The organism is Micromonospora sp. CPCC 205554, assembly GCF_036902745.1.
Lineage (GTDB): Bacteria > Actinomycetota > Actinomycetes > Mycobacteriales > Micromonosporaceae > Micromonospora > Micromonospora tulbaghiae.
The window spans coordinates 26,167-47,114 of sequence record NZ_JBAKHP010000007.1 but is presented as its reverse complement, the minus strand read 5'-3'; the positions used below and the strand labels follow the sequence as shown (position 1 = coordinate 47,114).

The following is a 20,948-nucleotide window of genomic DNA, read 5'->3' as shown; positions in this document are numbered from 1 at the left end:
CTCGCATGACTGAGCGCTCCGGCCAGCCAGGCGACGCCACCGGGGGTCCGGTGCCGACCACTCCGGTCTGCTACCGGCACCCCGGCCGGGAGACGTACATCCGGTGCACCCGGTGCGACCGGCCGATCTGCACCGAGTGCATGCGGGACGCCTCCGTCGGCCACCAGTGCCCGGAGTGCGTCGCCGAGGGCCGCCGCAGCGTGCGGCCGGCGCGTACCGCCTTCGGTGGCGGTGCCGCCGGCCGCCAGGGCAACGTCACCAAGGCGCTGATCGCGCTGAACGTGGTGATGATGCTGCTGTCCATCCTCTCGGCCCGCAGCGGGACCGCCGTGGCCGGCGGCGGCCTGGGCGGCCTGATGGGCAACGGCACGCCGCTCACCGAGTGGGGAGCGGTGCTCGGCCTGGCGCGCTTCCCCGACGGGCACGTCGGCGGGGTGGCCGACGGCGAGTGGTACCGGCTGGTCACCGCCATGTTCCTGCACTACGGCGTGCTGCACCTGCTGCTGAACATGTGGGCGCTCTGGGTGCTCGGCCGGACGCTGGAGGCGGTGCTCGGGCCGCTGCGCTTCCTGGCGCTCTATCTGCTCGCCGGGCTGGGCGGCAACGTCGCCGCGTACGTCTTCACCGAGCCGAACCGGTTCACGGCCGGCGCCTCCACCGCCGTCTTCGGCCTGTTCGCCGCCGTCTTCGTGATCATGCGGCGGCTCGGCCGGGACACCTCGGCGATCGTGCCGATCCTGGTGATCAACCTGATCTTCACGTTCACCGTGCCGAGCATCTCGGTGGCCGGGCACCTCGGCGGGCTGGTCGCCGGCGCCCTGGTGGCGCTGGTCCTGGCGTACGCCCCACGGTCGCGGCGGACCGTGTTCCAGGTGGCGGGCTGCGCGATCGTGCTGGTCGCGCTGATCGGCCTGACGCTCGTCCGGACCGCCGCCCTGCTCGGCTGAGCCGAGCGGTCTCAGCGCGCGGGGCGGGCCTCGGTCAGCGCCGCGGCCACCTCGTCCAGCGGTGCGTCCAGGTCGCGACGGCCGAACAGGTGCAGCGACTCCCCGGCGTCGATCTCCAGCGTCTCGGCGGTGATCCCGCGCCGGCTGCGCCGATCCAGGCGGATCGCCTCCACCGCGTCCCACGGCAGCCGGCGCCGCCCGGCGAACCCGCGCAGCACGGTGAGCCCGTCCGGGTCGACGGCGAGGCGGACCGGTGCGACCACGTCGCGCAGCGCCCAGCCGAGCAGACCGGCGGCGGCCAGCCCGGCGAGCGCCGGACGGACCGGATCACCGGCGGCGAAGACCAGACCCAGGGCGACGAGCGCGAGCGCGCCGAGCGCCTTGATCACCGGCACCTCCCGCGGCACCCGCCACTGCCGGACCGGCGGCGACTGTGGATCCATCCGCCCAGCATGCCAGCCGCGACTGCCGCACGCCGGGGGAGGACGACCGGTCCGGTCAGCACGTAGGATCGGGGCAAGCGAGGTTACCGGGGAGTAGACATGAGTGACGCGGTCATCGTCGGCGCGGTACGGACCCCGGTCGGGCGGCGCAAGGGCAGCCTCGCCGGAGTGCACCCGGTCGACCTCTCGGCGCACGTGCTGCGCGCGCTCGCCGAGCGCACCGGCATCGACCCGGGCCAGGTCGACGACGTGGTGTGGGGCTGCGTGTCGCAGGTCGGCGAGCAGTCCTGGAACGTGGCCCGCAACGCCGTGCTCGCGGCCGGCTGGCCGGAGTCGGTCCCGGGCACCACGCTCGACCGCCAGTGCGGGTCGAGCCAGCAGGCGCTGCACTTCGCCGCCGCGACGGTCCTCTCCGGCCAGGCCGACCTGGTCGTGGCCGGTGGCGTCGAGTCGATGACCCGGGTGCCGATGGGTTCCAGCGTCGCCGGTGGCATGCCGTTCAGCACGGCGATCCTGGAGCGCTACCGCGGCGTCGAGGGCGTCGCGGAGGATTCGCCACTGCCGTTCAACCAGGGCGTCGGGGCCGAGCTGATCGCGCAGCGGTGGCGCTTCTCGCGTACTCAGCTCGACGAGTTCGCGCTGGCCAGCCACGAGAAGGCGGCCGCCGCACAGGACGCGGGCGCGTTCGAGGCCGAGCTGGCGCCGGTGGCGCTCGCCGACGGCGGCAAGTTCTCCGCCGACGAGGGCATCCGCCGCGACACCTCGCTGGCCAAGCTCGGCGAGCTGGCCACCCCGTTCCGCGCCGACGGCGTGGTCACCGCCGGGTCCGCGTCGCAGATCTCCGACGGCGCCGCCGCGCTCGCGGTCACCACAGCCGAGTGGGCCAGCCGGCACGGCCTGCGCCCGCTGGCCCGGGTGCACACCGCGGTGGTCGCCGCCGACGACCCGGTCACCATGCTCACCGCGCCGATCCCGGCCACGGCGAAGGCGCTGCGCCGCGCGGGGCTGGGCATCGAGGAGATCGGGGTGTACGAGGTGAACGAGGCGTTCGCGCCGGTGCCGCTGGCGTGGCTGGCCGAGACCGAGGCGGACCCGGAGCGGCTCAACCCGCGGGGCGGGGCGATCGCGCTCGGTCATCCGCTCGGCGGGTCCGGCGCGCGGATCATGACCACGATGCTCCAGCACATGCGGGACAACGGCATCCGCTACGGCCTCCAGACCATGTGCGAGGGCGGCGGAATGGCCAACGCCACGATCGTCGAGCTGCTCTGACCCGACGGCCACCCGGTGTCGCACCGGTGGTGCGACTTGCACGTGTGGAAGTTCCAGAAATCGGGCGTGACCCATATCACTCCTGGTCATTGGCTCGTTGGACCGGGCATGGACGTGTTCTCACGAACGTTCCTCCCGGCCGCCGCCGAGACCGGCCTGGCGACCCAGACCGTCACCCGGCACATGCCGGTGTTCCGCCGGTGCGTCGGCTCCGGCGACGCGACCATCCTGGTCACCCGGTGCAGCCGCCCGGACGACCCGGTGGGCGGCGACTACCTGATGCTCCTCACCCACCGGCGGCTGGTGGTCACCCGGCAGACCCGGGTGCTGCACCGGCTGCGCCTGCACCTCAACACCGAACTGCGCGAGCTGAGCAACGTGACGTGGAGCCCCGACCCCCGCGCGCACAGCGTGGAGTTGGCGGCCACCGCGATCGACGGGGCACGCGAGCGCTTCGTGCTGCGTACCCACCACCCGAAGCAGGTGTGGCAGCTCGACGCGCTGCTCAACCACGCCTTCCGGACCCGCCTGCGTACGCCGGCCGAGCGGGTGGTGGCGACCATCGGCGAGTCGGCGGCGGCCGTCCGCCCGACGGTGCTGCGGCCCGCCCCGGCCCGCTGACCTCCTCCTTACCTGATCCGAACATTTCCTGACCGGCTCGGCGGTCGCCGGTCGGTCATCATGAGCCGGTGACCACCGCCGCCCCGCCCGGGCTCGTCCTCGTGGTGGAGGACGAGCCGGCCATCGCCGACCTGGTCCGGCTCTACCTGACCCGGGACGGGTTCGGCGTACACCTGGAACGTGACGGCGAGGCCGGGCTGGCCGCCGCGCGGCGCCTGCGCCCGGTCGCCTGCGTGCTCGACATCGCGCTGCCCGGCCTGGCCGGCACCGAGATCTGCCGCCGCCTGCGCGCGGCCGGCGACTGGACGCCTGTCATCTTCCTCACCGCCCGCGACGACGAGGTGGACCGCGTCGTCGGCCTGGAACTGGGCGCCGACGACTACGTCACCAAGCCGTTCAGCCCTCGCGAGCTGCTCGCCCGGCTGCGGGCGGTGCTGCGCCGCACCGCCGGAACGCCCGCCGAGCAGCCCCGCACGCTCGGCGCCGTCACACTCGACCCGGCCCGCCGGACGGTGACCGCCGGAGGTACGCCGGTGCAGCTCACCTCCACCGAGTTCGACCTGCTCGCCCACCTGATGGCGCGTCCCGGCCGGGTGTTCACGCGAGAGGAGTTGCTGGCGGGGGTGTGGGGGTACGCGGCGCACGCCGGCACCCGGACCGTCGACGTGCACGTGGCGCAGGTGCGGGCAAAGCTCGGCGCGGACAGCGTGATCCGCACCCATCGTGGCGTCGGGTACGCCGCCGATGCCTGAGCAGCCCACAGTGCCGACGCCGCCCACAGTGCCGACGCCGCCCACGGTACCGATCCCGCGCACCGGTCCGGCCCGGCCCGGCCGACGACCCGGGCGGACGCTCACCGCCCGCGCCGTGCTCGCCACCTGCGCGGTGGCGCTGGTGTCGGTGCTCGTCACCGCGCTGGTCGCGGTGCCCCTGGCGGTACGCGGCGCGGAGCGCCGGGACCAGGAGGCGCTCGCCGCCCAGGCCCGGCTCGCCGCCGACGTGCTCCGGGTGCGGCCGGTACGCCAGCGCGACGGCGCCGGGGACCGGCTCATCCGGCAACTGCGCCGGCAGCAGATCGAGGTTTACGTGATCCGGGACGGGCGGGCCGATCGGCCGGGCCTGCCCGGACCGCTGGTGACGCGGGTGGCCGGCGGCGAGAACGTCTCCGGCCGGCGGCTGGTCGAGGGGGAACGCCGGCTGGTCGAGGCGCGGGCGCTGCCCGGCGGGGACGGTGTGGTGCTGACCCGGGCCCGGAGCGCCGCGCCCTGGCGGCAGGTGCTTCGCGGGCTCTGGCTGCCGCTGCTCGCCGGGCTCGCCGCCGGGGCGGCCGCCGGACTGCTGCTCGCCCGCAGGCTGGCCCGGCCGATCCGTACCGCCGCGACCGCCGCCGCCCGGCTGCGCGCCGGGGACCGGGCGGTCCGGGTGCCGGTCGAGCCGCCCGACGAGGTGGCCGACCTGGCGCACGCGCTCAACGGGCTGGCCGCCGCGCTCGCCACGAGCGAGGGGCGGCAGCGGGAGTTCCTGCTCTCCGTCTCGCACGAGTTGCGGACCCCGCTGACCGCGATCCGCGGCTACGCCGAGGCGCTGGCCGACGGGGTGATCGAGGCCGACGCGGTGCTGGCCACCGGCCGGACCGTGCTCGCCGAGGCCGAACACCTGGACCGGCTGGTCCGCGACCTGCTGACGCTGGCCCGGTTGGAGGCGGTCGACTTCCCGCTGGAACCGGTGCCGGTCGACCTGACCGGGCTGGCCGCCGACGCGGAGCGCGCCTGGTCCGGCCGGTGCGCGGCGCTCGGGGTGCCGTTCCGGCTGGAGACGCCGGGTGTGCCGGTGCCGGCGTACACCGATCCGGGCCGGATCCGGCAGGTCCTGGACGGGCTGCTGGAGAACGCGCTGCGGGTCGTACCGCCGGGGGCGCCGGTGGTGCTCGCGGTCCGGGCCGACGGCCCGGCGGGCGGCGGGGTGCTGGAGGTCCGGGACGGCGGACCCGGCTTCACCGACGACGACCTGCGGGTGGCGTTCGAGCGGGGCGCGCTGCACGAGCGGTACCGGGGGGTGCGCAAGGTGGGCAGCGGGCTGGGCCTGGCGCTCGCCGCCGGGCTGGTCCGCCGGCTCGGCGGGGACATCGCCGCCGGGCACGCTCCGGAGGGCGGGGCCGCCTTCACCGTCCGGGTGCCGGCGGATCCTTACGCGGCTCGAACATCGGCTTGACCGTCCCCTCGTGTCGGTGCGGAACGCTCGGATCGTCACCGCGAGGAGAGGACCACAGATGAGACGTCAGCGAATCGTCACCGGCGCCACCGCACTGCTCGCCGCTGCGGCGCTCGCGCTCGCCGGGTGCGGCGCGGCGCGGCCCGGCCCGGACGACGGGGTCGAGGTGAGCGCCGCCCTGGGCGTGGACGGCCAGGCGCTCGCCGCGCTCGGCGTCGACGCCGGGGAACTGGACGTGGATCCGGTCGCCGCGCCGGCACCCTCCGGTACGCCGCAGGCGGGGCCGGACGGCAAGGGCGAGCGGGCGACGGAGGGGCACAAGCGGCACCGCGCCCGGGTGCTGCTGCGGCGCAACACGCTGCACGGCGAGGCGGTGGTGAAGACCAGGGACGGCGGTACGAAGACCGTGGCGGTCCAGCGAGGCGAAGTGACCGCGATCGACGACAGGTCGATGACCGTGAAGTCCACCGACGGGTTCACGGTGACCTGGACGTTCGGTGAGAAACTGCGGGTGGTCGAGCGGCGGACCACGATCCGATCGACCGATATCAAGATCGGTACGACGGTCGGGGTGGCCGGCGCGAAGGACGGCGACCGGAGCGTGGCCCGGCTCGTGGTGGTGCCACTTCGTCAGGAATAGGGTGCCCGGGCTGTCGTGACCTGAGCAATGTGCCAGGCTACGCTATGCCCCGACCTGCCATCGCCTCCGTGGAGATTCCGTGAAGCTCTCGATCCTCATGCCGGTCTACAACGAGGAAGAACGAATCGCGGATGCCCTGAAGCAGGCATTGGCGGTCGACTACCCGTGCGAGATCGAGCTCGTCGTCGTGGACGACGGCAGCCGGGACGGCACCGGTGAGATCCTCGGCCGCGTGGACGACGCCCGCCTGCGGGTGATCACCCACCAGCGCAACGCCGGTAAGGGCGCGGCCATCAAGACCGCCGTCGACAGCGCCGAGGGTGAGTACATGGTCATCCTCGACGCCGACCTGGAGTACGACCCGCAGGACATCCCGCGCCTGCTGGAGCCGGTGCTCGACGGCCGGGCGACTGTCGTCTACGGCAACCGGACCTTCGGCAGCCACAGCTCGTACAGCTTCTGGTACGTGATGGGCAACAAGGGCGTCACGCTCGCCGCGAACGTCCTCTACAACTCCTACATCGGCGACCTGGAGACCTGCTTCAAGCTGATGCCGCTGGAGCTGTACCGCTCGCTGCAGGTCCGCTCCCGTGGCTTCGGCATGGAGGCCGAGGTCACCGGCAAGCTGCTGCGCCGCCGCATCCGCCCCTACGAGGTGCCGATCAGCTACCGCGCCCGGGGCCGCGAGGAGGGCAAGAAGATCACCTGGAAGGACGGCGTCGAGGCGATCTGGATCCTGGCCCGCGAGCGTGCCCGCCGCCGCCCGGCCGGTCCCGCCGCCGCGCGCTGAGCCCGAACCGGCGGAACCCCGCGCTCCGGCACCAGCCGAGGTCGCGGGGTTCCGCCGTGTCCGGGCCGCTCAGGTGAGGAACGCGTCGACCGAGCGGCGCAGCCCGGCGGCGTCCAGGCCGTGCCAGCGTTCGTGGTCCTCGGCGCTGCCGTAGCGGCGCAGGTCCTTGCGGCCCACCCCGAGCGCCAGCAGCCGGTGCGGCCGGTCGGCCAGCGCCTCCGACACCATCCGCGCCGAGGTGCCCGCCAGGTACGGCTCGACCAGGATCACCTCGGTCCCGGCGAGCGCCCGCAGCCCGGCCGTGTCGAACGGTCGCGGCCGGTGGGTGTAGGCCACGGTGACCGGCCGGTCGGCCGTCGCCGCCACCGCAGCGTCCAGCACCGGGCCGACCGCCACCAGCAGCGGCGCGCCCGGCCCGGCGTCCCGGACCACGTGCAGGTCACCCGCCTGCGGGTACGCCTGAGCGTTGGCCTGGATGGACAACCGCAGGTACGCCGGGTCCTGCCCGCACACGGCGTCGCGCAGCAGCGGCCGGACCTCGTCCGGGTGCCCCGGCACGTGCACGGTCCAGCCGTGGAGTGTGTCCAGCAGCGCCACGTCCGCCGGCCCGAGGTGGGTGCGTCCCGCCGACGCCCGGTCGTACGAGCCGCCGATGCCGACGAGCACCGCGCCGACGTCCTGGTGGTCGAGGTCCAGCTTGATCTGCTCGTACGCCCGCTCGACCAGGAACGGTGCGTAGCTGTGCACGATCGGCCGCTGCCCGGTCAGCGCCAGCCCACCGGCCACCCCGATCATCAACTGCTCCCGGATGCCCACGTTGATCACCCGGTCCGGGTACCGGGCGGCGGCCGGCTCGAACGCGGCGGCGGAGATGTCGGCGAGCACGACTGTCGTCCGCGGATCGGCGAGCACCTCCTCGGTGCCGGTCACGAACGCGTCCCGCATGGTGCTGCTCATCGTCACTCCCCGTCCGTGACGACCGCGACGACGACGTGCGGCCGGTGATCGTCGTGCCCGGTGAGGGCGGCGTGCAGGGCGTCGTGGTCGCGCCCGTCGACGGTGGCGGCGCTCCATCCGTTCACCGTGAACCGGCTCGCCGCGCCGCCCGGCCAGCCGTACGTGGCCGAGCGGTTGTCCAGCACGATCGCGGTGAGGTTGCCCAGCCCGGTCGCGCCCGCGTACGCGATCGCCTCGTGGTTGGAGCCCTCGTCCAGTTCGGCGTCGCCGAGCAGCACGTACACCCGGGGTGCGGTGCGGCCCTGGGCCCGCAGCCCCAGCGCGGTGCCCACGCCCAGCCCGAGCCCGTGGCCCAGCGAACCGGAACCGATCTCCACGCCCGGCACCAGCGTGCGGTCCGGGTGGTCGCCGAGCCGGCTCGCCGGGCCGCCCTGGTCGTCCAGCCACTCGGCCGGCAGGAAGCCGCGGGCGGCGAGCAGCGCGTAGTACCCGGCGACCGCGTGGCCCTTGGAGAGCAGGAAGCGGTCCCGGTCCGGGTCGGCCACGGTGGCCGGGGTGATCCGGAGCACCCGGTCGTAGAGCACCTGGAGCACGTCGAGCGTCGAGTACACGTTGGCGCCGAACTCGCGGCCGGCGCGCACCCGGTCCAGGAGCGCGCCCAGGTCGGTGGCGGTGGTCGTCGTCATACCGATAGCCTCGGACTTGAAGCAAACTTCAACTCAAGGCCGTGTGATGCACGAAGCAACACTGACCATCGGGCAGCTCGCCGACCGCAGTGGCGTCGCCCCCTCGGCGCTGCGCTACTACGAGCGGCTCGGCCTGATCCACGCCGCGCGCACCGGCGGCAACCAGCGCCGCTACGCCCGCACCGAGCTGCGCCGGGTCGCCTTCATCCGGATCTCCCAGCAGGTCGGTGTCTCACTGGAGGAGATCCGCGAGGCGCTCGACTCGCTGCCGTCGGGGCGTACCCCCACGCCCGACGACTGGGCCGCGCTGTCCCGCGCCTGGCGGGACCGGCTGGACGAGCGGATCCGGCTGCTCGGCAAGCTCCGCGACGACCTGGACGGCTGCATCGGCTGCGGCTGCCTGTCGTTGCAGCGCTGCACGCTCTACAACCCGGAGGACTCGCTCGCCGCCGAGGGCCCCGGCCCGCGCCTCATGCTCCCGCGCCCCGGCCAGGGCTGACCCTCACCGGACCAGCAGCACCTTGCCCAGGTGGTCGTTGGTCTCCACCAGGCGGTGCGCGGCGGCGGCGTCGGCCATGTCCACCCGGGCGTGCACCACCGGCCGGACCCGGCCCGCCTCCACCAGGGGCCACACCTGCTCGCGTACGCCCCGGACGATCGCCGCCTTGCCGTCCACCGGGCGGGAACGCAACGCGGTCGCGTGCACCGCCGCCCGCTTCGCCAGCAGCATCCCCAGGTCGAGTTCGCCCTTGCGGCCGCCCTGCATGCCGATCACCACGAGCCGCCCGCCGGTCGCCAGCGCGGCCACGTTCCGGGGCAGGTAGGACGCGCCCATGATGTCGAGGATCACGTCCGCGCCCCGGCCGTCGGTGACCCGGCGTACCTCGTCGACGAAGTCCTGCTCGCGGTAGTCGATCGTGTGCGCGGCGCCCAGCTCGCGCAGCCGCTCGTGCTTGGCCGAGCGGGCGGTCACCACCACTGTCGCGCCGAGCGCCACGCCGAGCTGGATCGCGAACGTGCCGATCCCGCTGCCGCCGCCGTGCACCAGCAGCGTGTCCCCCTCGGCCAGCCGGGCCAGGTCCACCACGTTCGACCAGACCGTGCAGGCCACCTCCGGCAGCGCCGCCGCGTCGACCAGATCCACCCCGGCCGGCACCGGCAGCAACTGCCCGGCCGGCACCGCGACCTGCTCGGCGTAGCCGCCGCCCGCCAGCAGCGCGCAGACCTCCTGGCCCACCGACCAGCCGGTCACGCCGGGACCGAGCGCACGCACCGTCCCCGAACACTCCAGACCGGGGTACGCGGACGCACCCGGCGGCGGCGGGTAGTGCCCCTGCCGCTGCAACAGGTCGGCCCGGTTCACCGCGCTCGCCTGCACCTCCACGATCACCTCGCCGGGACCGGGCTCCGGGTCCGGCACGTGGGTCCAGACGAGCGCCTCGGGTCCGCCGGGTTCCGTGATCGTGATCGCGCGCATGACTCAGTCTTACCCGATCTGCCCGCCGGTCCACGCGCGGGCGGGGATCTCCGTCACCGTCTCCTCCGGGGTCTGGTCGGAAGTGTCCAGCCGGAGCCCGATCCGGGGGTGGCACCGCCCGGGGCAGCCGCCGGGTCAGTCCCCTGGCCACTGTGGACCTGCCGCACACGTTCTCGCAGCGAGGGTGGGACGGCGGCTTGCCCGGTACGGCGTTCGTGGCAGACTGGTGCCGGTCGCGCACCCCTCGGGGGCGTGCCGGGAGGGTTCGCCTAGTGGCCGATGGCGCTGGTCTTGAAAACCGGTAAGGCAGCGATGTCTTCGTGGGTTCGAATCCCACACCCTCCGCCAGTAGTCGAGCACCCTCACGATCCGAGCGTCAGCCCGGCATCGCGACCAGCGCGACGGATCTGGGATGCCGTGATGTGGCGCCTGCACGGCACGGCAGGGCGGCCGGGTGAGGAACGGCGGGGCGGCGGAACAGCGGGAGCCTCGGGCCGGTCGTAGGCTGCGGGGTGCGGCGACGGGCGGGAGGGCCTGGTGGCGGAGACGACGACGGTGGCCGGGGTGACGGCCGAGCTGGCCGCGCTCGACGACCCGAAGATCCGCGCGGTCAACGAGCGGCACGGCGACGACCACGGGGTCAACCTGGGCAAGCTGCGGGCGATCGCGAAGCGGCTGAAGACGCAGCAGGAGCTGGCCCGCGAGCTGTGGGCGACCGGGGACAGCGCGGCCCGGTTGCTGGCGCTGCTGATCTGCCGGCCGAAGGCGTACGGGCGGGACGAGCTGGACGCCATGCTGCGCGAGGCGCGGACACCGAAGGTGCACGACTGGCTCGTCAACTACGTGGTGAAGAAGAGCCCGCACGCGGAGCCGTTGCGCCTGGCCTGGTCGGCCGATCCGGATCCGGTGGTGGCGAGCGCCGGCTGGGCGCTGACCACCGAGCGGGTGGCGCGGAATCCGGACGGGCTGGACCTGGCCGGCCTGCTCGACGTGATCGAGGCGGAGATGGCGGACGCGCCGGAGCGCCTCCAGTGGGCGATGAACCACTGCCTGGCGCAGATCGGGATCGAGCACGCCGCCTACCGGGAGCGCGCGATCGGGATCGGCGAGCGGCTCGGGGTGCTCAAGGACTATCCGACGCCACCGGGCTGCACGTCCCCGTACGCGCCGGTCTGGATCAACGAGATGGTGCGGCGGCAGCACGCCGGCGCGGACAACGGGGTATGAAGGGGCGCAGGACATTCGCGTACCCGGAAGGACCGTTTCGATGACCCTGGAACGACCGATCGCGCCGGACCCGTACGAGCTGCTGCCGACGGTGCCGTCGTTCGACCTGACCAGCGACGACGTGCACAACGGCGAGCCGATGGACGCGCGGTACGCGCACGGCAGCACCGGCGGCGAGAACGTCTCACCGCAGCTGTCCTGGTCGGGCTTCCCGGCCGAGACCAGGAGCTTCGTGGTCACCTGCTTCGACCCGGACGCCCCGACCGGCAGCGGCTTCTGGCACTGGGTGCTGGTGAACGTGCCGGTGTCCGTCACCGAGCTGCCCACCGGCGTGCGTGAGGCCGACCTGGACGGCGCGTTCAGCGTCCGCAACGACTACGGCGACACCGGCTACGGGGGCGCGGCGCCGCCGGCCGGGGACCGCCCGCACCGGTACGTGTTCGCGGTGCACGCGGTGGACGTGGACCGCCTCGACATCCCCGCCGGGGCCAGCCCGGCTTTCGTCGGCTTCAACCTGGCGTTCCACACGCTGGCCCGGGCGGTCATCCGCCCGACGTACCAGATCAAGGAGTGACCGGCGGCCGGGGGCCGTCGCGGCCCCCGGCCTCAGGCCGGTACGCGGGCGACAGCGAAGACGGACTGGCCGAACGGCGGCCGGACGCGCTGCTCGGCGGCCTTGGTGACCGGTAGCACGAGGGTGTCGTAGACCTTCACCATCGGGCCCTCCTTCGGCATCAGCCGGAAGACCTTGGTGGCCATGAAGTAGCCGATCAGGCCGAGCGCGTTGGCGTAGTGGATCCGCTCGACGGTGAGGCCCGCCTCGGTCATCGCCGCGGCGAGCGTCTTCTTCGTGTAGCGGCGGACGTGGCCGGTGGCGATGTCGGCGGGGCTCATGGCGAACTGGAACGCCGGCACGATGATGACCACGGCGCCGCCGGGGCGGACCAGGTCCCGCATGCTGCGCAGCGCGCCCACGTGGTCGTCGATGTGCTCCAGCACGTTGTAGGAGACGGCCGCGCTGTAGTCGCCGCGCTCGTGGTGCGGGAGCAGCATCTGCCGGACCTCGACGCCCGGGAGGTCGGACAGCCGCTCCTTGAGCTGGACCAGCCGGTCCGGGTCGGCCTCGGTGGCGGTGATCCGGGGTACGTGGGCGGCCCAGGCCGAGGCGTAGTCGCCCAGGCCGCTGCCGATCTCGATCGGGTTGTCACCGAGGTAGGGCACCGCCAGCTCGACGAACCACTGCCGGTGGTTGACAGCCGTCGCCAGGCCTTCGAGCACCTCGGACTGGACGCGCTGATCCCCAGTGATTTCTGCCATGCGTCGATTCCTCACGATATGACTGACCCGCGCCTGGACCGTCAGAGTCAACCATCTGGATGGCTGAGGGGGAAATCGGGGGACGGAGGGGGGCCGAATTGTGATCCGGAGGGGTGCCTGTTCGGCGGTCGGCGAACTCGGCACATAGTACGTGATTCCCCGGAACATTGCACCTGCCCGTCATAACCTGACTACGCTCTGAAATGTCATGACTACTCCGGAAAGCGGCGCGAGTGCGGCGAAATCGGGGCAGGGTGGGCGGATCGACGCGCTCGCCGTGCTCAGCTTCGTGCTGCTCGCGTTCTGGGTGACCGCCCGGCTGTGGGCTGATCCGCGCAATGGGGTCCGCGACAATCGTACCGATCAGGCGCAGTTCGAATGGATGATGGCGCACGGTGCGCGGGTCGTCACCGATTTCGCCTATCCGTTCACCTCGGACCGGATGAATGTGCCGGATGTCGTCAATCTCGTGGCTAATACGTCCGTATTATCCGTTTCATTGCCGCTGACCCCGATAACGCTCTGGGCAGGTCCGCGCTGGTCCTTTCTGATTTTCCTCACTCTCGGGCTCGCCGCCACCGGCGTGTCCTGGTATTTCCTGCTCTCCCGAGTTGTCGTGAGGTCCCGCGGTCCGGCCTGGCTGGGTGCCGCCTTCTGCGCGTTCGCGCCCGCGATGATCTCGCACGCCAACTCGCACCCCAACATCGTCAGCCAGTACGTGGTGCCGCTGATCATCTGGCGGACGCTGCGCCTGGCCGAACCCGGCCGGTGGCTGCGCAACGGCGTCCTGCTCGGCCTGGTGATCGTCTGGCAGGCGTTCCTCAACCTGGAGATCCTGCTGATGACCGCCATCGGGCTCGGCGTGGTGGTACTCGCGCTGGCGCTCGGGCGGCCCGCCCTGCGGTCGGCGGCGCGCCCGTTCGCCGCCGGACTCGGGGTGGCCGCGGTGCTCGCCGGCGTGCTGCTCGCGTACCCGCTCTGGGTCCAGTTCTTCGGCCCCGGCGCGTACAGCGGGCTCTCCACGCTGATCCGGGGCTACTCCACCGACCTCGCCGCGTACGTGGCCTGGTCGCGGGAGTCGGTCGCGGGCGACGCCCGGGGCAGCGAACCGCTCGTCAAGAACGCCACCGAGGAGAACGCGTTCTTCGGCTGGCCGCTGGTGATCCTGGTGGTCGCGCTGGTCTGGTGGCTGCGCCGCAACGCGGTGGTGCTCGGGCTGGCGGCGGTCGGCCTCGTGTTCGCCCTCTTCTCGCTCGGCCGGGAGATCCGGTACGACGGGCGGGACACCGGCATCCCCGGCCCCTGGGCCGCGCTGGAGAACCTGCCGGTCCTGCACTCGGTGGTGCCCACCCGCTGGTCGCTCGCGCTCACCCCGATCATCGGTGTGCTGCTCGCGTTCGGCGCCGACCGGGCGCGGCGGCTCGCCGTACGGCACCCGGACGCGCGCGGCCAGATCCGGTTCGCCACCGCCACCGTGCTCGCGATGGCGCTCGTGCCGATCCTGCCCACCCCGCTGCCCGCCAAGCGTCTCGACCCGACCCCGGCGTTCGTCACCTCCGGCGCCTGGCGTCCCTACGTCGCCGGCGGGCGGAGCATCGTCACGCTGCCGCTGCCCGACACCACGTACGCCGTCCCGCTGCGCTGGTCCGCCGAGACCCGGCTGGACATGCCGCTGGCCCGCGGCTACTTCCTCTATCCGGACACCCGCCCCGGCGGGGACCGGATCGCCCTCTTCACCGCGCCGCCGCGTCCCACCAGCACGTTCTTCGAGACGGTACGGCGTACCGACGCGGTCCCGCCGATCACCCCGCAGGACCGGGTGGCCGCCGTGGACGACCTGCGCTACTGGCGGGCCGGTGCGGTGATCCTCGACCCCCGGCTGCCGCAGGCCGAGGCGCTGCGGCGGGCGATGACGGAGTTGAGCGGGATCACGCCGAGGCGTACCGGCGGGGTGTGGTTGTGGGACGTCCGGCCGCTGGCCGACTGAGCGGTCAGCCCTGGCGGACGCAGCAGCCCTGGCACACCTTGGGCCGGGGCAGCGTGAACGCCAGGCAGCAGGTACGCCGCTGCACGGTCGGCTCGCCGGCCGGGCCGGGCACCAGCTCGACCAGGTCGCTCAGGTCGAGCGCGTCGAGCAGCGTGCCGACGGCCGCCGTGGACGGGCCGGGCAGCGCGTCCGAGGCGCGCAGGATGCCGTGCGCGATGCCGGAGGCCACCGAGCCGAGCAGCGTACGGGTGCCGATCCGGACCTCGCCCTGGATGGCGCCGATCAGCGGCGCGAAGTGGGCGTCGAGCAGGGACGCGCGCAGCGCGCCGAGCAGCGCCGTCTCGTCCGGGACCACCCGCACTCCCGGGGCGCCGGCCAGCGCCAGCGGGTCGCCGGGCAGCACCGCCACCGCAGTCGAGGCGCGCAGCCCCAGCGTGAGGAGCTGGTGGTGGTCCTCGAAGTGCACGAGCACGTCGGCCGGGTCGAGCAGCGGCACCCGGCGGGCCGACGCCCAGCCGAGCACCGCTGGGAGCGCGGTCCAGTAGCTGTAGGACTTCCACGCCAGCGCGGCGCAGGCGTGCGGGGTGCCGCCCCAGCGACGGCCCGCGGCGGTCAGGAATTCGGACAGCAGCGTGCCGTCGATCAGGCGGGTGGCCGGGGACCAGCGGTCCAGCTCGTCGCGGACCAGCAGGCCGGGTGCGAGCCCGGGCAGGTCGTCGGTGCCGAACATGGCGCGCAGGGTCGCGGTCACCGGGGCGAGCGGGGTGGCGGCGTCGCGCCCCGGCATCACCGCAGTCACCTGGCCGTCCCCTGTCCTGTCGCCATGCGGTCGGCGCCTGCCGTCGACCCAAGCTAAGGCTAGCCTAACCACCCTCCCGGCGGGAGGGGAAGAGGTACCGCGGCATCGCGGGGGAGGCCCCCGTCACTGGCGCGCCGTCGCGTACTACCCGGCCCGGGAGACGGAAAACGCCGCCGGAGAACCGGCGGCGGACGGCGTAAGGATCGACGTACGCCGCTGAAAAGTCAAGGTTAGTGTCGAATACGAGGCAGTTTCCGTACACGTTCGGCCACCCAACGTGAAAATGGTCTTCCCGCGTACGAGGAAGCTGATGACGACCTCACCGATCGAGCGTGCCGCGGACTCGTTCGCGGCGGAACTCGCCCGGCACCGGACCGGCCGAGGGCTGTCCAAGAAGCAGCTGGCGACACTGATGGGCTTCGACCCGTCCTACGTCAGCCACGTCGAAGGGCGCCGGCACCGGCCCACCGAGGACTTCGCCCGCCGGGCCGAGGCCGTCCTGGAGGCCAGCGGCGCGATCTGGCAGCGCTTCCGGGAGTACGACGAGCTGCGGCACGGCCGGACCGGCACCGCGCACCGCGACCCGCCCGTCCCCGGTCAGTGGCTGCCACCCGGCACCGGCCTCGTGGTCGAGCGGGAGGTGGCCACGCTCACCCACACCGGTGACGGCTACCACTGCGCGATCCGGCGGGAGCTGTACAACGCGGGCACCGAACCGGTCACGCGCTACCTGGTCCGGGTCGCCGTCGACCGCTACCCCAACGACCCGGGCCGCTCCAACCGGCACCACCGGGAACACCCGCTCACCTTCGCCGAGCTGCAACTCACCGCGTACCGGGACGACGGCAACGGACGCGAGCCGATGCACTGGCGGGCCAAGCACGACCGGGACGCGTTCAAGGAGATCTGGCTGCTGTTCGAGAACGACGAGGGGCGCTTCCCGCTCTACCCCGGCGACCGGGTCACCATCGAGTACGCGTACCGCGTCGGCCGGGACAAGTGGGGCCCCTGGTTCCAGCGGGCCGTACGCCTGCCCACCCGGCACCTGGCGGTGCGGCTCGACCTGCCCGCGGACCTCGACCCCAAGGTGTGGGGGGCGGAGACCTCGCTGTCGGCGGAGGAGGGGCCGCTGCGTACCCCGATCCAGCGTTCGGTGGACGGCGGCCGGGTGGTCTTCGACTGGGGGACCGACGACCCGCCGCTGAACGCCCGCTACCGGATGCAGTGGCGGTTCCGCAGCCCCGAGCCGGACGCCGAACCGGACAGCGCGCCCAACGGTGGTGCCCGGGTGCGGGCCAGCGACCGGATGCGGGCCGTGGGCATCGTGCAGCGCGGCGACGACCTGCTGCGGCAGCGGGCCCGCCAGTTCGACCTGCCGGCCGACGAACCGCACGCCCGGGAGGTGATCGACCGGCTCGCCGCGATGCTGGTCCGCCTGGACGAGCTGCACCCGTTCAGCAAGGGCGTCGGCCTCGCCGCGCCCCAGCTCGGCATCGGCTGGTCGGCCGCGCTCGTGCGCCCGGCCGACCGGGCGGCCGACCCGGTGGTGCTGCTCAACCCCCGGGTGGTGGACGCCGCGACCGAGACCGACGAGCAGTACGAGGGCTGCCTCTCCTTCTTCGACCACCGTGGCCTGGTGCCCCGGCCGCTGCGGATCGACGTGGAACACGCGCTGTGGGACGGCAGCCGGGTCATCACGTCCTACGAGTACGCGATGGCGCGGCTGGTCTCGCACGAGATCGACCACCTGGAGGGGCGGCTCTACGTGGACCGGATGGCACCCGGCGTGCCGCTCGTGCCGGTGGAGGAGTACCGCGAGACCGGCACCCCCTGGCGCTACTGAGAAACGGGGGGCCGGGTCGCGTGCCCCAGGGGGCGGGGGCACGCGACCCGGCTCGGGGGGAGCAAGGTTCAGAGGTTGCCGAACGTGTCGTACCGGATGTGGTCCGGCGGGACGTCGTCGGCGGCGAGCGCCCGCAGCGTGGCCCGGACCATCGCGGCCGAACCGGAGACGTAGCAGTCGTGCGTGGTCCACGGGCCGTACCGGGTGACCACCTCGGAGACGTCGCCGAGTTCGCCGCCGAAGTCCGGGTCCTCGCTGCACGCCGGCGTCACCGACAACCACGGGTGGGACGCCACCAGCTCCTCCAGGCCCGGCAGCCCGTACAGCTCGTCCGGGCGGCGCGCGCCGTAGAAGACGTGCACCCAGCGGGTCCGGTTGACCCGGGTCAGCTCCTCCACCAGTGCCTTGATCGGCGCCAGGCCGACACCGCCGGCCACGCAGAGCACGTCCCGGGTCGACTCCGGGTCCAGCGTCATCGACCCCATCGGCGCGGCCACCCGCAGCAGGTCACCCGGCTTGGTGCGGCGCACCAGCGCGCCGGACACCCAACCCGCCGCACCGGGCGGCGTGCGGACGTGGAACTCCAGCACGTTCTCCTCGTTAGGGGCGTTCGCCACCGAGTACGTCCGCCACACCCGCGGGTGGTAGCGCGGCACCTCCACGCTCACGTACTGCCCGGCCCGCCAGGGCAGCGGATCCTGGAGCGCGCGTACGGTCAGCACCGCCGTGTCCGGGCCGTGCCGCTCGTGCGTGAGCACCTCGGCGTGCCAGAACGGCGGGTTCTCGTCCGCCTCCGCGCCGGCCAGCATCCGCTCGCTGATGCTCGCGTACGCCTCTCGCCACGCCTGGTCGTACTCCAGGTTCCAGCCGTCCCCGGCGGTGCTGCGCAGCGCGTCGAGCAGCGCGACGCCCATCGTCGCGTAGTGCTCGGCCGCCACGTGGTACTTGCGATGGTCCCGGCCCAGCGCCCGCAGGTACTCGTCGAAGCTCTCCGGGTCGCCCACCGTCTGGGTGGCGGTGACGATCGCCTCCAGGATGCGGTCACCCTGGCCGTTCATCTGCACCGGGAAGAGTTTGCGCAGCTCCGGGTCGAGGAGGAACAACCGGGCGTAAAAGTGACCGCTGAGCCGCTCCCGGTGCTCCTCGACCAGGGTCCAGCTCTCCTTCAGCAGCCGCGCGAAGTTCTCCACAGGGGCACGCTCCTTCTCCGTACGGGCGGATCGGCCCCCATAGAATGTCCACGGAGCGTGTACGCCGGTCGCACAGGTTGTGCGACCGTCCGGCCCGGTCGGCGAAGTGCTTTCATGGTCCGGTGACGGTTGACGAGCTGGCCCGCCCGGTCTCCCGCCGGACGCTGGGCACCGAGACGCTGCTCGTGCTCGGCCTGTCCCTCGGCCAGTCGGCCGTGTACGCCCTCGTCTCACTGATCGCCAAGCTGACCGCGACCGGTGGACTGTCCAAGCAGACAGCCGCCCTGAACACCTCCGCGTCGGCCCGGCCGTACCTCGACCTCACGTACCAGCTGCTCGGCATCGTCTTCGCGCTGCTGCCGGTGCTGCTCGCCGTACACCTGCTGGCGCGCGACCCCGGCGACCCGGCGCGGACGCTCGGCGTCGACCTCCGCCGGCCTGGCTCGGACCTGGCCCGGGGCGCGGGCCTGACCGCGCTCATCGGCCTGCCCGGGCTGGCGCTGTTCTGGGCGGCGGCGCAGCTCGGCCTCAACGCCACGCTGGTTCCCGCCGCGCTGCCGGACCTCTGGTGGACCGTTCCGGTGCTGATCCTCGCCGCCGTGCAGAACGCCGTGCTGGAGGAGGTGATCGTGGTCGGCTACCTGATCATCCGGCTGCGGCAGCTCAACTGGCGGATCGGCGCGGTGCTCGCCACGAGCGCGCTGCTGCGCGGCTCGTACCACCTCTACCAGGGCTTCGGCGCGTTCCTCGGCAACGCCGTCATGGGCGTGATCTTCGGGCTGTTCTACCTGCGCACCCGACGGGTCGCCCCGCTGATCGTGGCGCACACGCTGCTCGACATCTTCGCGTTCGTCGGCTACGCGATGCTGCCGAAGTCCTGGTTCGACTGGCTCTAGGTCGTCGCCTCCTCGCCGTGGTGCGCCGGTCGGGCGCGGTGGGCTCGGTGCCGGTGCGGGTCAGGCGCGGCGTGGCCGGTACCGGGCGACCGCCCGCGCGGCCACCCGCTCCGCCGTCGCCGTACCGCCCGTCGCGGCCGCCAGCGCCGCCGCCCCCGGCAGCAGCCGGGCGGCCAACCGCAGCCCGAGCCAGCCGCCCGCCTGCGCCGCCACCGGCGTGGCCAGCCGCCAGGCCGCCTCCGCCACCCGCCCCCACGGCCCGTCCGCCGGACCGTCGGCCGCCCGGGCCGCCGCCAGCGCCGCCCGCGCGGTGCCGTCGTCCGGGTGCACCAACGTGAGCACCAGCAGTTCGGCCGCCCGATCCGGATGCGCCGGATCCCGCCCGTACGCCGCCGCCAGATGCAGCACCAGGTTCGCCTGCGTCCACAGCACCGCCGCCAGCTCCGCGACCGGCGCGAACAGCCCGGCACCCGCAGCCAGCGCCCCACCCGTACCGGCCATCCGCACGAACCGCCGCGTCGCCAGCCGGGCCACCCCGTCGGCGTCCGCCTCCGGGTAGGCCCGCCGGACCTGCTCCACCCAGTCCCGGGCGCGCGGCCCGAGCGCGTCCACCGCCGCCAGGGCCAGCAGCTCCGGCGCGAACCCGGGGTGGTCGCGCAGCTGCGGCCCCACCGCCCGCCAGCCCTCCACCGGGGTACGCGCGATGCCGGGTCGTCCGGGGGTTCGCTCGGCGACGGCCGGCTCTGCCTCGGGGGTTCGCTCGGCGCCGGCCGGCTCTGCCTGGGGCGCCTGGTCGGCGGCCGTGGGTTCGGACTCGGAAGCGGCAGGCTCCGGGGCGGCGGGCTCGGTCGCCGACACGGTGGTGGTCTGGGAGGCCGGCGCGCCGGCGGCCGGTGCCGCGCGCTTCGCACGCTTCGCCGGGCTCACCTTCTCCGCCGCAGGCGCGGCCTTGACGAACCGACGGGTCCGGCCGGGTCGAGGTGCGGTGGCCGGTTCCTCCGCCGCGACCGGCTGGGTGCCGTCGGGCTCCCGCTCGGCGGGTGGCGGCTCCGACGCGGTGAACGTGGGTTCGACCGGCGCCTCCGGCTCGCGGGACGATGCCTCCGGCTTGGGGGAGGATGCCTTCCGAGCGGTCTTCTTGACCGCCGGGGCGGCCTTCTTCGCGACCGGGGTGGCCTTCTTCGCCGCAGATGCGCGGCGCGTCCGCTTCGGCGTCTCCGCCCCGGTCGATGGCGCGTCCGAAGCGGTCGGCGGCTCGGTGACCGACGGACCTCCAGCCGGCCGCCGCCGCTCCGCTGTGGCGGACACCTCATCCGCCGTCGATGCGGCCTCCCCGCCTCCTGTCCGACGTGCCGCCGCTGCGGGGTCGCGTTCTCCGGCTCCCGTAGCGGGCTCCCCTGGTGCCGGCGGCGGCTCAACCGTCCCCCGCGCTTCCGCACGGGTGCCGGGCGTGGCAGGTTCCGCCGCCTTCTGCTCTGCGGCAGACGTACCCGGAGCGGTTGTGGAAGAGGCAGGGGTGGCTTGCTCTGCGGGCCGCGTACCGGGATCGGTTGCCGAGGGATCGCCGGCCGGACGCGGGCGCGGGGGCGGCGCTGCGGCGTCGGCCGGCGTCGGCGGCTGGAAGACGACAGTGGGCGCCGACCGG

The 20,948-nt window shown here is 73.7% G+C and carries 21 protein-coding genes and 1 tRNA gene; 14 read left to right on the top strand and 8 right to left on the bottom strand.

What is annotated here, in order from left to right; translation table 11 throughout:
* Positions 1-5: 5 nt before the first annotated feature.
* Positions 6-947, top strand: a complete 942-nt coding sequence (locus V6U82_RS12030) for a rhomboid family intramembrane serine protease (protein ID WP_181726503.1) — start codon at positions 6-8, stop codon at positions 945-947.
* 11 nt (positions 948-958) lie between these two features.
* Here V6U82_RS12030 and V6U82_RS12025 read toward each other — a convergent pair whose 3' ends face one another.
* Entirely contained in the window at positions 959-1,390 is a 432-nt protein-coding gene (locus V6U82_RS12025; RefSeq protein WP_334460943.1) for a PH domain-containing protein, read from the bottom strand.
* Between the two features lie 99 nt (positions 1,391-1,489).
* On the opposite strand from V6U82_RS12025, the gene V6U82_RS12020 reads away from it, so the two are divergent.
* The 6 genes from V6U82_RS12020 (at position 1,490) to V6U82_RS11995 (ending at position 6,924) form a co-directional block, all read left to right on the top strand.
* On the top strand, positions 1,490-2,662 hold the full coding sequence (locus tag V6U82_RS12020; RefSeq protein WP_334460942.1) for a thiolase family protein: 1,173 nt from the start codon (positions 1,490-1,492) through the stop codon (positions 2,660-2,662).
* A gap of 108 nt (positions 2,663-2,770) precedes the next feature.
* Entirely contained in the window at positions 2,771-3,283 is a 513-nt protein-coding gene (locus V6U82_RS12015; protein ID WP_128136437.1) for a hypothetical protein, read from the top strand.
* Between the two features lie 68 nt (positions 3,284-3,351).
* A complete protein-coding gene (locus tag V6U82_RS12010) occupies positions 3,352-4,035 on the top strand; it encodes a response regulator transcription factor (RefSeq protein WP_334460941.1) in 684 nt (227 codons plus the stop codon).
* Positions 4,028-5,494 carry a sensor histidine kinase gene (locus tag V6U82_RS12005; RefSeq protein ID WP_334460940.1) on the top strand — a complete coding sequence of 489 codons (1,467 nt, stop codon included), beginning with the start codon at positions 4,028-4,030 and terminating at the stop codon, positions 5,492-5,494. The genes V6U82_RS12010 and V6U82_RS12005 overlap by 8 nt, the downstream gene beginning before the upstream one ends.
* 58 nt (positions 5,495-5,552) lie before the next feature.
* A complete protein-coding gene (locus tag V6U82_RS12000; protein WP_334460939.1) occupies positions 5,553-6,134 on the top strand; it encodes a hypothetical protein in 582 nt (193 codons plus the stop codon).
* 79 nt (positions 6,135-6,213) lie between these two features.
* Complete coding sequence (locus V6U82_RS11995; RefSeq protein WP_128137102.1) at positions 6,214-6,924, top strand: glycosyltransferase family 2 protein; 711 nt, start codon at positions 6,214-6,216, stop codon at positions 6,922-6,924.
* 69 nt (positions 6,925-6,993) lie between these two features.
* Here the strand turns inward: V6U82_RS11995 and V6U82_RS11990 are convergent, their stop codons facing one another.
* Both V6U82_RS11990 and V6U82_RS11985 read right to left on the bottom strand, forming a co-directional pair.
* Positions 6,994-7,869 (bottom strand): transketolase family protein, encoded by an 876-nt coding sequence (locus V6U82_RS11990; protein ID WP_181726567.1) that lies wholly within the window; start codon positions 7,867-7,869, stop codon positions 6,994-6,996.
* A gap of 14 nt (positions 7,870-7,883) precedes the next feature.
* Entirely contained in the window at positions 7,884-8,567 is a 684-nt protein-coding gene (locus tag V6U82_RS11985) for a transketolase (protein ID WP_128137104.1), read from the bottom strand.
* 46 nt (positions 8,568-8,613) lie between these two features.
* Between V6U82_RS11985 and soxR the strand changes: the two genes are divergently transcribed.
* Positions 8,614-9,066 (top strand): redox-sensitive transcriptional activator SoxR, encoded by a 453-nt coding sequence (gene soxR, locus V6U82_RS11980; RefSeq protein WP_120572617.1) that lies wholly within the window; start codon positions 8,614-8,616, stop codon positions 9,064-9,066.
* Positions 9,067-9,069: 3 nt separating this feature from the next.
* Here soxR and V6U82_RS11975 read toward each other — a convergent pair whose 3' ends face one another.
* Positions 9,070-10,044 (bottom strand): NAD(P)H-quinone oxidoreductase, encoded by a 975-nt coding sequence (locus V6U82_RS11975; protein WP_334460938.1) that lies wholly within the window; start codon positions 10,042-10,044, stop codon positions 9,070-9,072.
* 258 nt (positions 10,045-10,302) lie between these two features.
* On the opposite strand from V6U82_RS11975, the gene V6U82_RS11970 reads away from it, so the two are divergent.
* The 3 genes from V6U82_RS11970 to V6U82_RS11960 all read left to right on the top strand — a co-directional run bounded on the left by V6U82_RS11970 (position 10,303) and on the right by V6U82_RS11960 (position 11,845).
* A tRNA-Ser gene (locus V6U82_RS11970) sits at positions 10,303-10,392 on the top strand.
* A gap of 189 nt (positions 10,393-10,581) precedes the next feature.
* Complete coding sequence (locus V6U82_RS11965) at positions 10,582-11,271, top strand: DNA alkylation repair protein (RefSeq protein ID WP_128137106.1); 690 nt, start codon at positions 10,582-10,584, stop codon at positions 11,269-11,271.
* Positions 11,272-11,311: 40 nt separating this feature from the next.
* Complete coding sequence (locus V6U82_RS11960; RefSeq protein WP_128137107.1) at positions 11,312-11,845, top strand: YbhB/YbcL family Raf kinase inhibitor-like protein; 534 nt, start codon at positions 11,312-11,314, stop codon at positions 11,843-11,845.
* Positions 11,846-11,877: 32 nt separating this feature from the next.
* Here the strand turns inward: V6U82_RS11960 and V6U82_RS11955 are convergent, their stop codons facing one another.
* Positions 11,878-12,588 (bottom strand): class I SAM-dependent methyltransferase, encoded by a 711-nt coding sequence (locus V6U82_RS11955; protein ID WP_128137108.1) that lies wholly within the window; start codon positions 12,586-12,588, stop codon positions 11,878-11,880.
* 208 nt (positions 12,589-12,796) lie between these two features.
* On the opposite strand from V6U82_RS11955, the gene V6U82_RS11950 reads away from it, so the two are divergent.
* On the top strand, positions 12,797-14,575 hold the full coding sequence (locus tag V6U82_RS11950; RefSeq protein ID WP_334460937.1) for a hypothetical protein: 1,779 nt from the start codon (positions 12,797-12,799) through the stop codon (positions 14,573-14,575).
* Between the two features lie 4 nt (positions 14,576-14,579).
* On the opposite strand, the gene V6U82_RS11945 is transcribed toward V6U82_RS11950, so the two are convergent.
* On the bottom strand, positions 14,580-15,362 hold the full coding sequence (locus tag V6U82_RS11945) for a hypothetical protein (protein WP_334461076.1): 783 nt from the start codon (positions 15,360-15,362) through the stop codon (positions 14,580-14,582).
* A gap of 322 nt (positions 15,363-15,684) precedes the next feature.
* Between V6U82_RS11945 and V6U82_RS11940 the strand changes: the two genes are divergently transcribed.
* Positions 15,685-17,217, top strand: coding sequence for a peptide deformylase (locus V6U82_RS11940; protein ID WP_128137110.1), 1,533 nt, complete (start codon positions 15,685-15,687; stop codon positions 17,215-17,217).
* Positions 17,218-17,285: 68 nt separating this feature from the next.
* On the opposite strand, the gene V6U82_RS11935 is transcribed toward V6U82_RS11940, so the two are convergent.
* A complete protein-coding gene (locus V6U82_RS11935; RefSeq protein ID WP_334460936.1) occupies positions 17,286-18,407 on the bottom strand; it encodes a globin domain-containing protein in 1,122 nt (373 codons plus the stop codon).
* 122 nt (positions 18,408-18,529) lie between these two features.
* On the opposite strand from V6U82_RS11935, the gene V6U82_RS11930 reads away from it, so the two are divergent.
* On the top strand, positions 18,530-19,303 hold the full coding sequence (locus tag V6U82_RS11930) for a CPBP family intramembrane glutamic endopeptidase (protein ID WP_334460935.1): 774 nt from the start codon (positions 18,530-18,532) through the stop codon (positions 19,301-19,303).
* A gap of 60 nt (positions 19,304-19,363) precedes the next feature.
* Here V6U82_RS11930 and V6U82_RS11925 read toward each other — a convergent pair whose 3' ends face one another.
* On the bottom strand, positions 19,364-20,611 hold the full coding sequence (locus tag V6U82_RS11925) for a hypothetical protein (RefSeq protein ID WP_334460934.1): 1,248 nt from the start codon (positions 20,609-20,611) through the stop codon (positions 19,364-19,366).
* Positions 20,612-20,948: the final 337 nt, after the last annotated feature.

Coding starts and splice junctions, on each gene's coding strand:
- V6U82_RS12000 (WP_334460939.1), top strand. CDS start 5,553: ATGAGACGTCAGCGAATCGTCACCGGCGCCACCGCACTGCTCGCCGCT.
- soxR (WP_120572617.1), top strand. CDS start 8,614: ATGCACGAAGCAACACTGACCATCGGGCAGCTCGCCGACCGCAGTGGC.
- V6U82_RS11985 (WP_128137104.1), bottom strand. CDS start 8,567: ATGACGACGACCACCGCCACCGACCTGGGCGCGCTCCTGGACCGGGTG.
- V6U82_RS11960 (WP_128137107.1), top strand. CDS start 11,312: ATGACCCTGGAACGACCGATCGCGCCGGACCCGTACGAGCTGCTGCCG.
- V6U82_RS11945 (WP_334461076.1), bottom strand. CDS start 15,362: ATGCCGGGGCGCGACGCCGCCACCCCGCTCGCCCCGGTGACCGCGACC.
- V6U82_RS11940 (WP_128137110.1), top strand. CDS start 15,685: ATGACGACCTCACCGATCGAGCGTGCCGCGGACTCGTTCGCGGCGGAA.
- V6U82_RS11990 (WP_181726567.1), bottom strand. CDS start 7,869: ATGCGGGACGCGTTCGTGACCGGCACCGAGGAGGTGCTCGCCGATCCG.
- V6U82_RS12005 (WP_334460940.1), top strand. CDS start 4,028: ATGCCTGAGCAGCCCACAGTGCCGACGCCGCCCACAGTGCCGACGCCG.
- V6U82_RS11975 (WP_334460938.1), bottom strand. CDS start 10,044: ATGCGCGCGATCACGATCACGGAACCCGGCGGACCCGAGGCGCTCGTC.
- V6U82_RS12025 (WP_334460943.1), bottom strand. CDS start 1,390: ATGGATCCACAGTCGCCGCCGGTCCGGCAGTGGCGGGTGCCGCGGGAG.
- V6U82_RS12020 (WP_334460942.1), top strand. CDS start 1,490: ATGAGTGACGCGGTCATCGTCGGCGCGGTACGGACCCCGGTCGGGCGG.
- V6U82_RS11950 (WP_334460937.1), top strand. CDS start 12,797: ATGACTACTCCGGAAAGCGGCGCGAGTGCGGCGAAATCGGGGCAGGGT.
- V6U82_RS12015 (WP_128136437.1), top strand. CDS start 2,771: ATGGACGTGTTCTCACGAACGTTCCTCCCGGCCGCCGCCGAGACCGGC.
- V6U82_RS12030 (WP_181726503.1), top strand. CDS start 6: ATGACTGAGCGCTCCGGCCAGCCAGGCGACGCCACCGGGGGTCCGGTG.
- V6U82_RS11955 (WP_128137108.1), bottom strand. CDS start 12,588: ATGGCAGAAATCACTGGGGATCAGCGCGTCCAGTCCGAGGTGCTCGAA.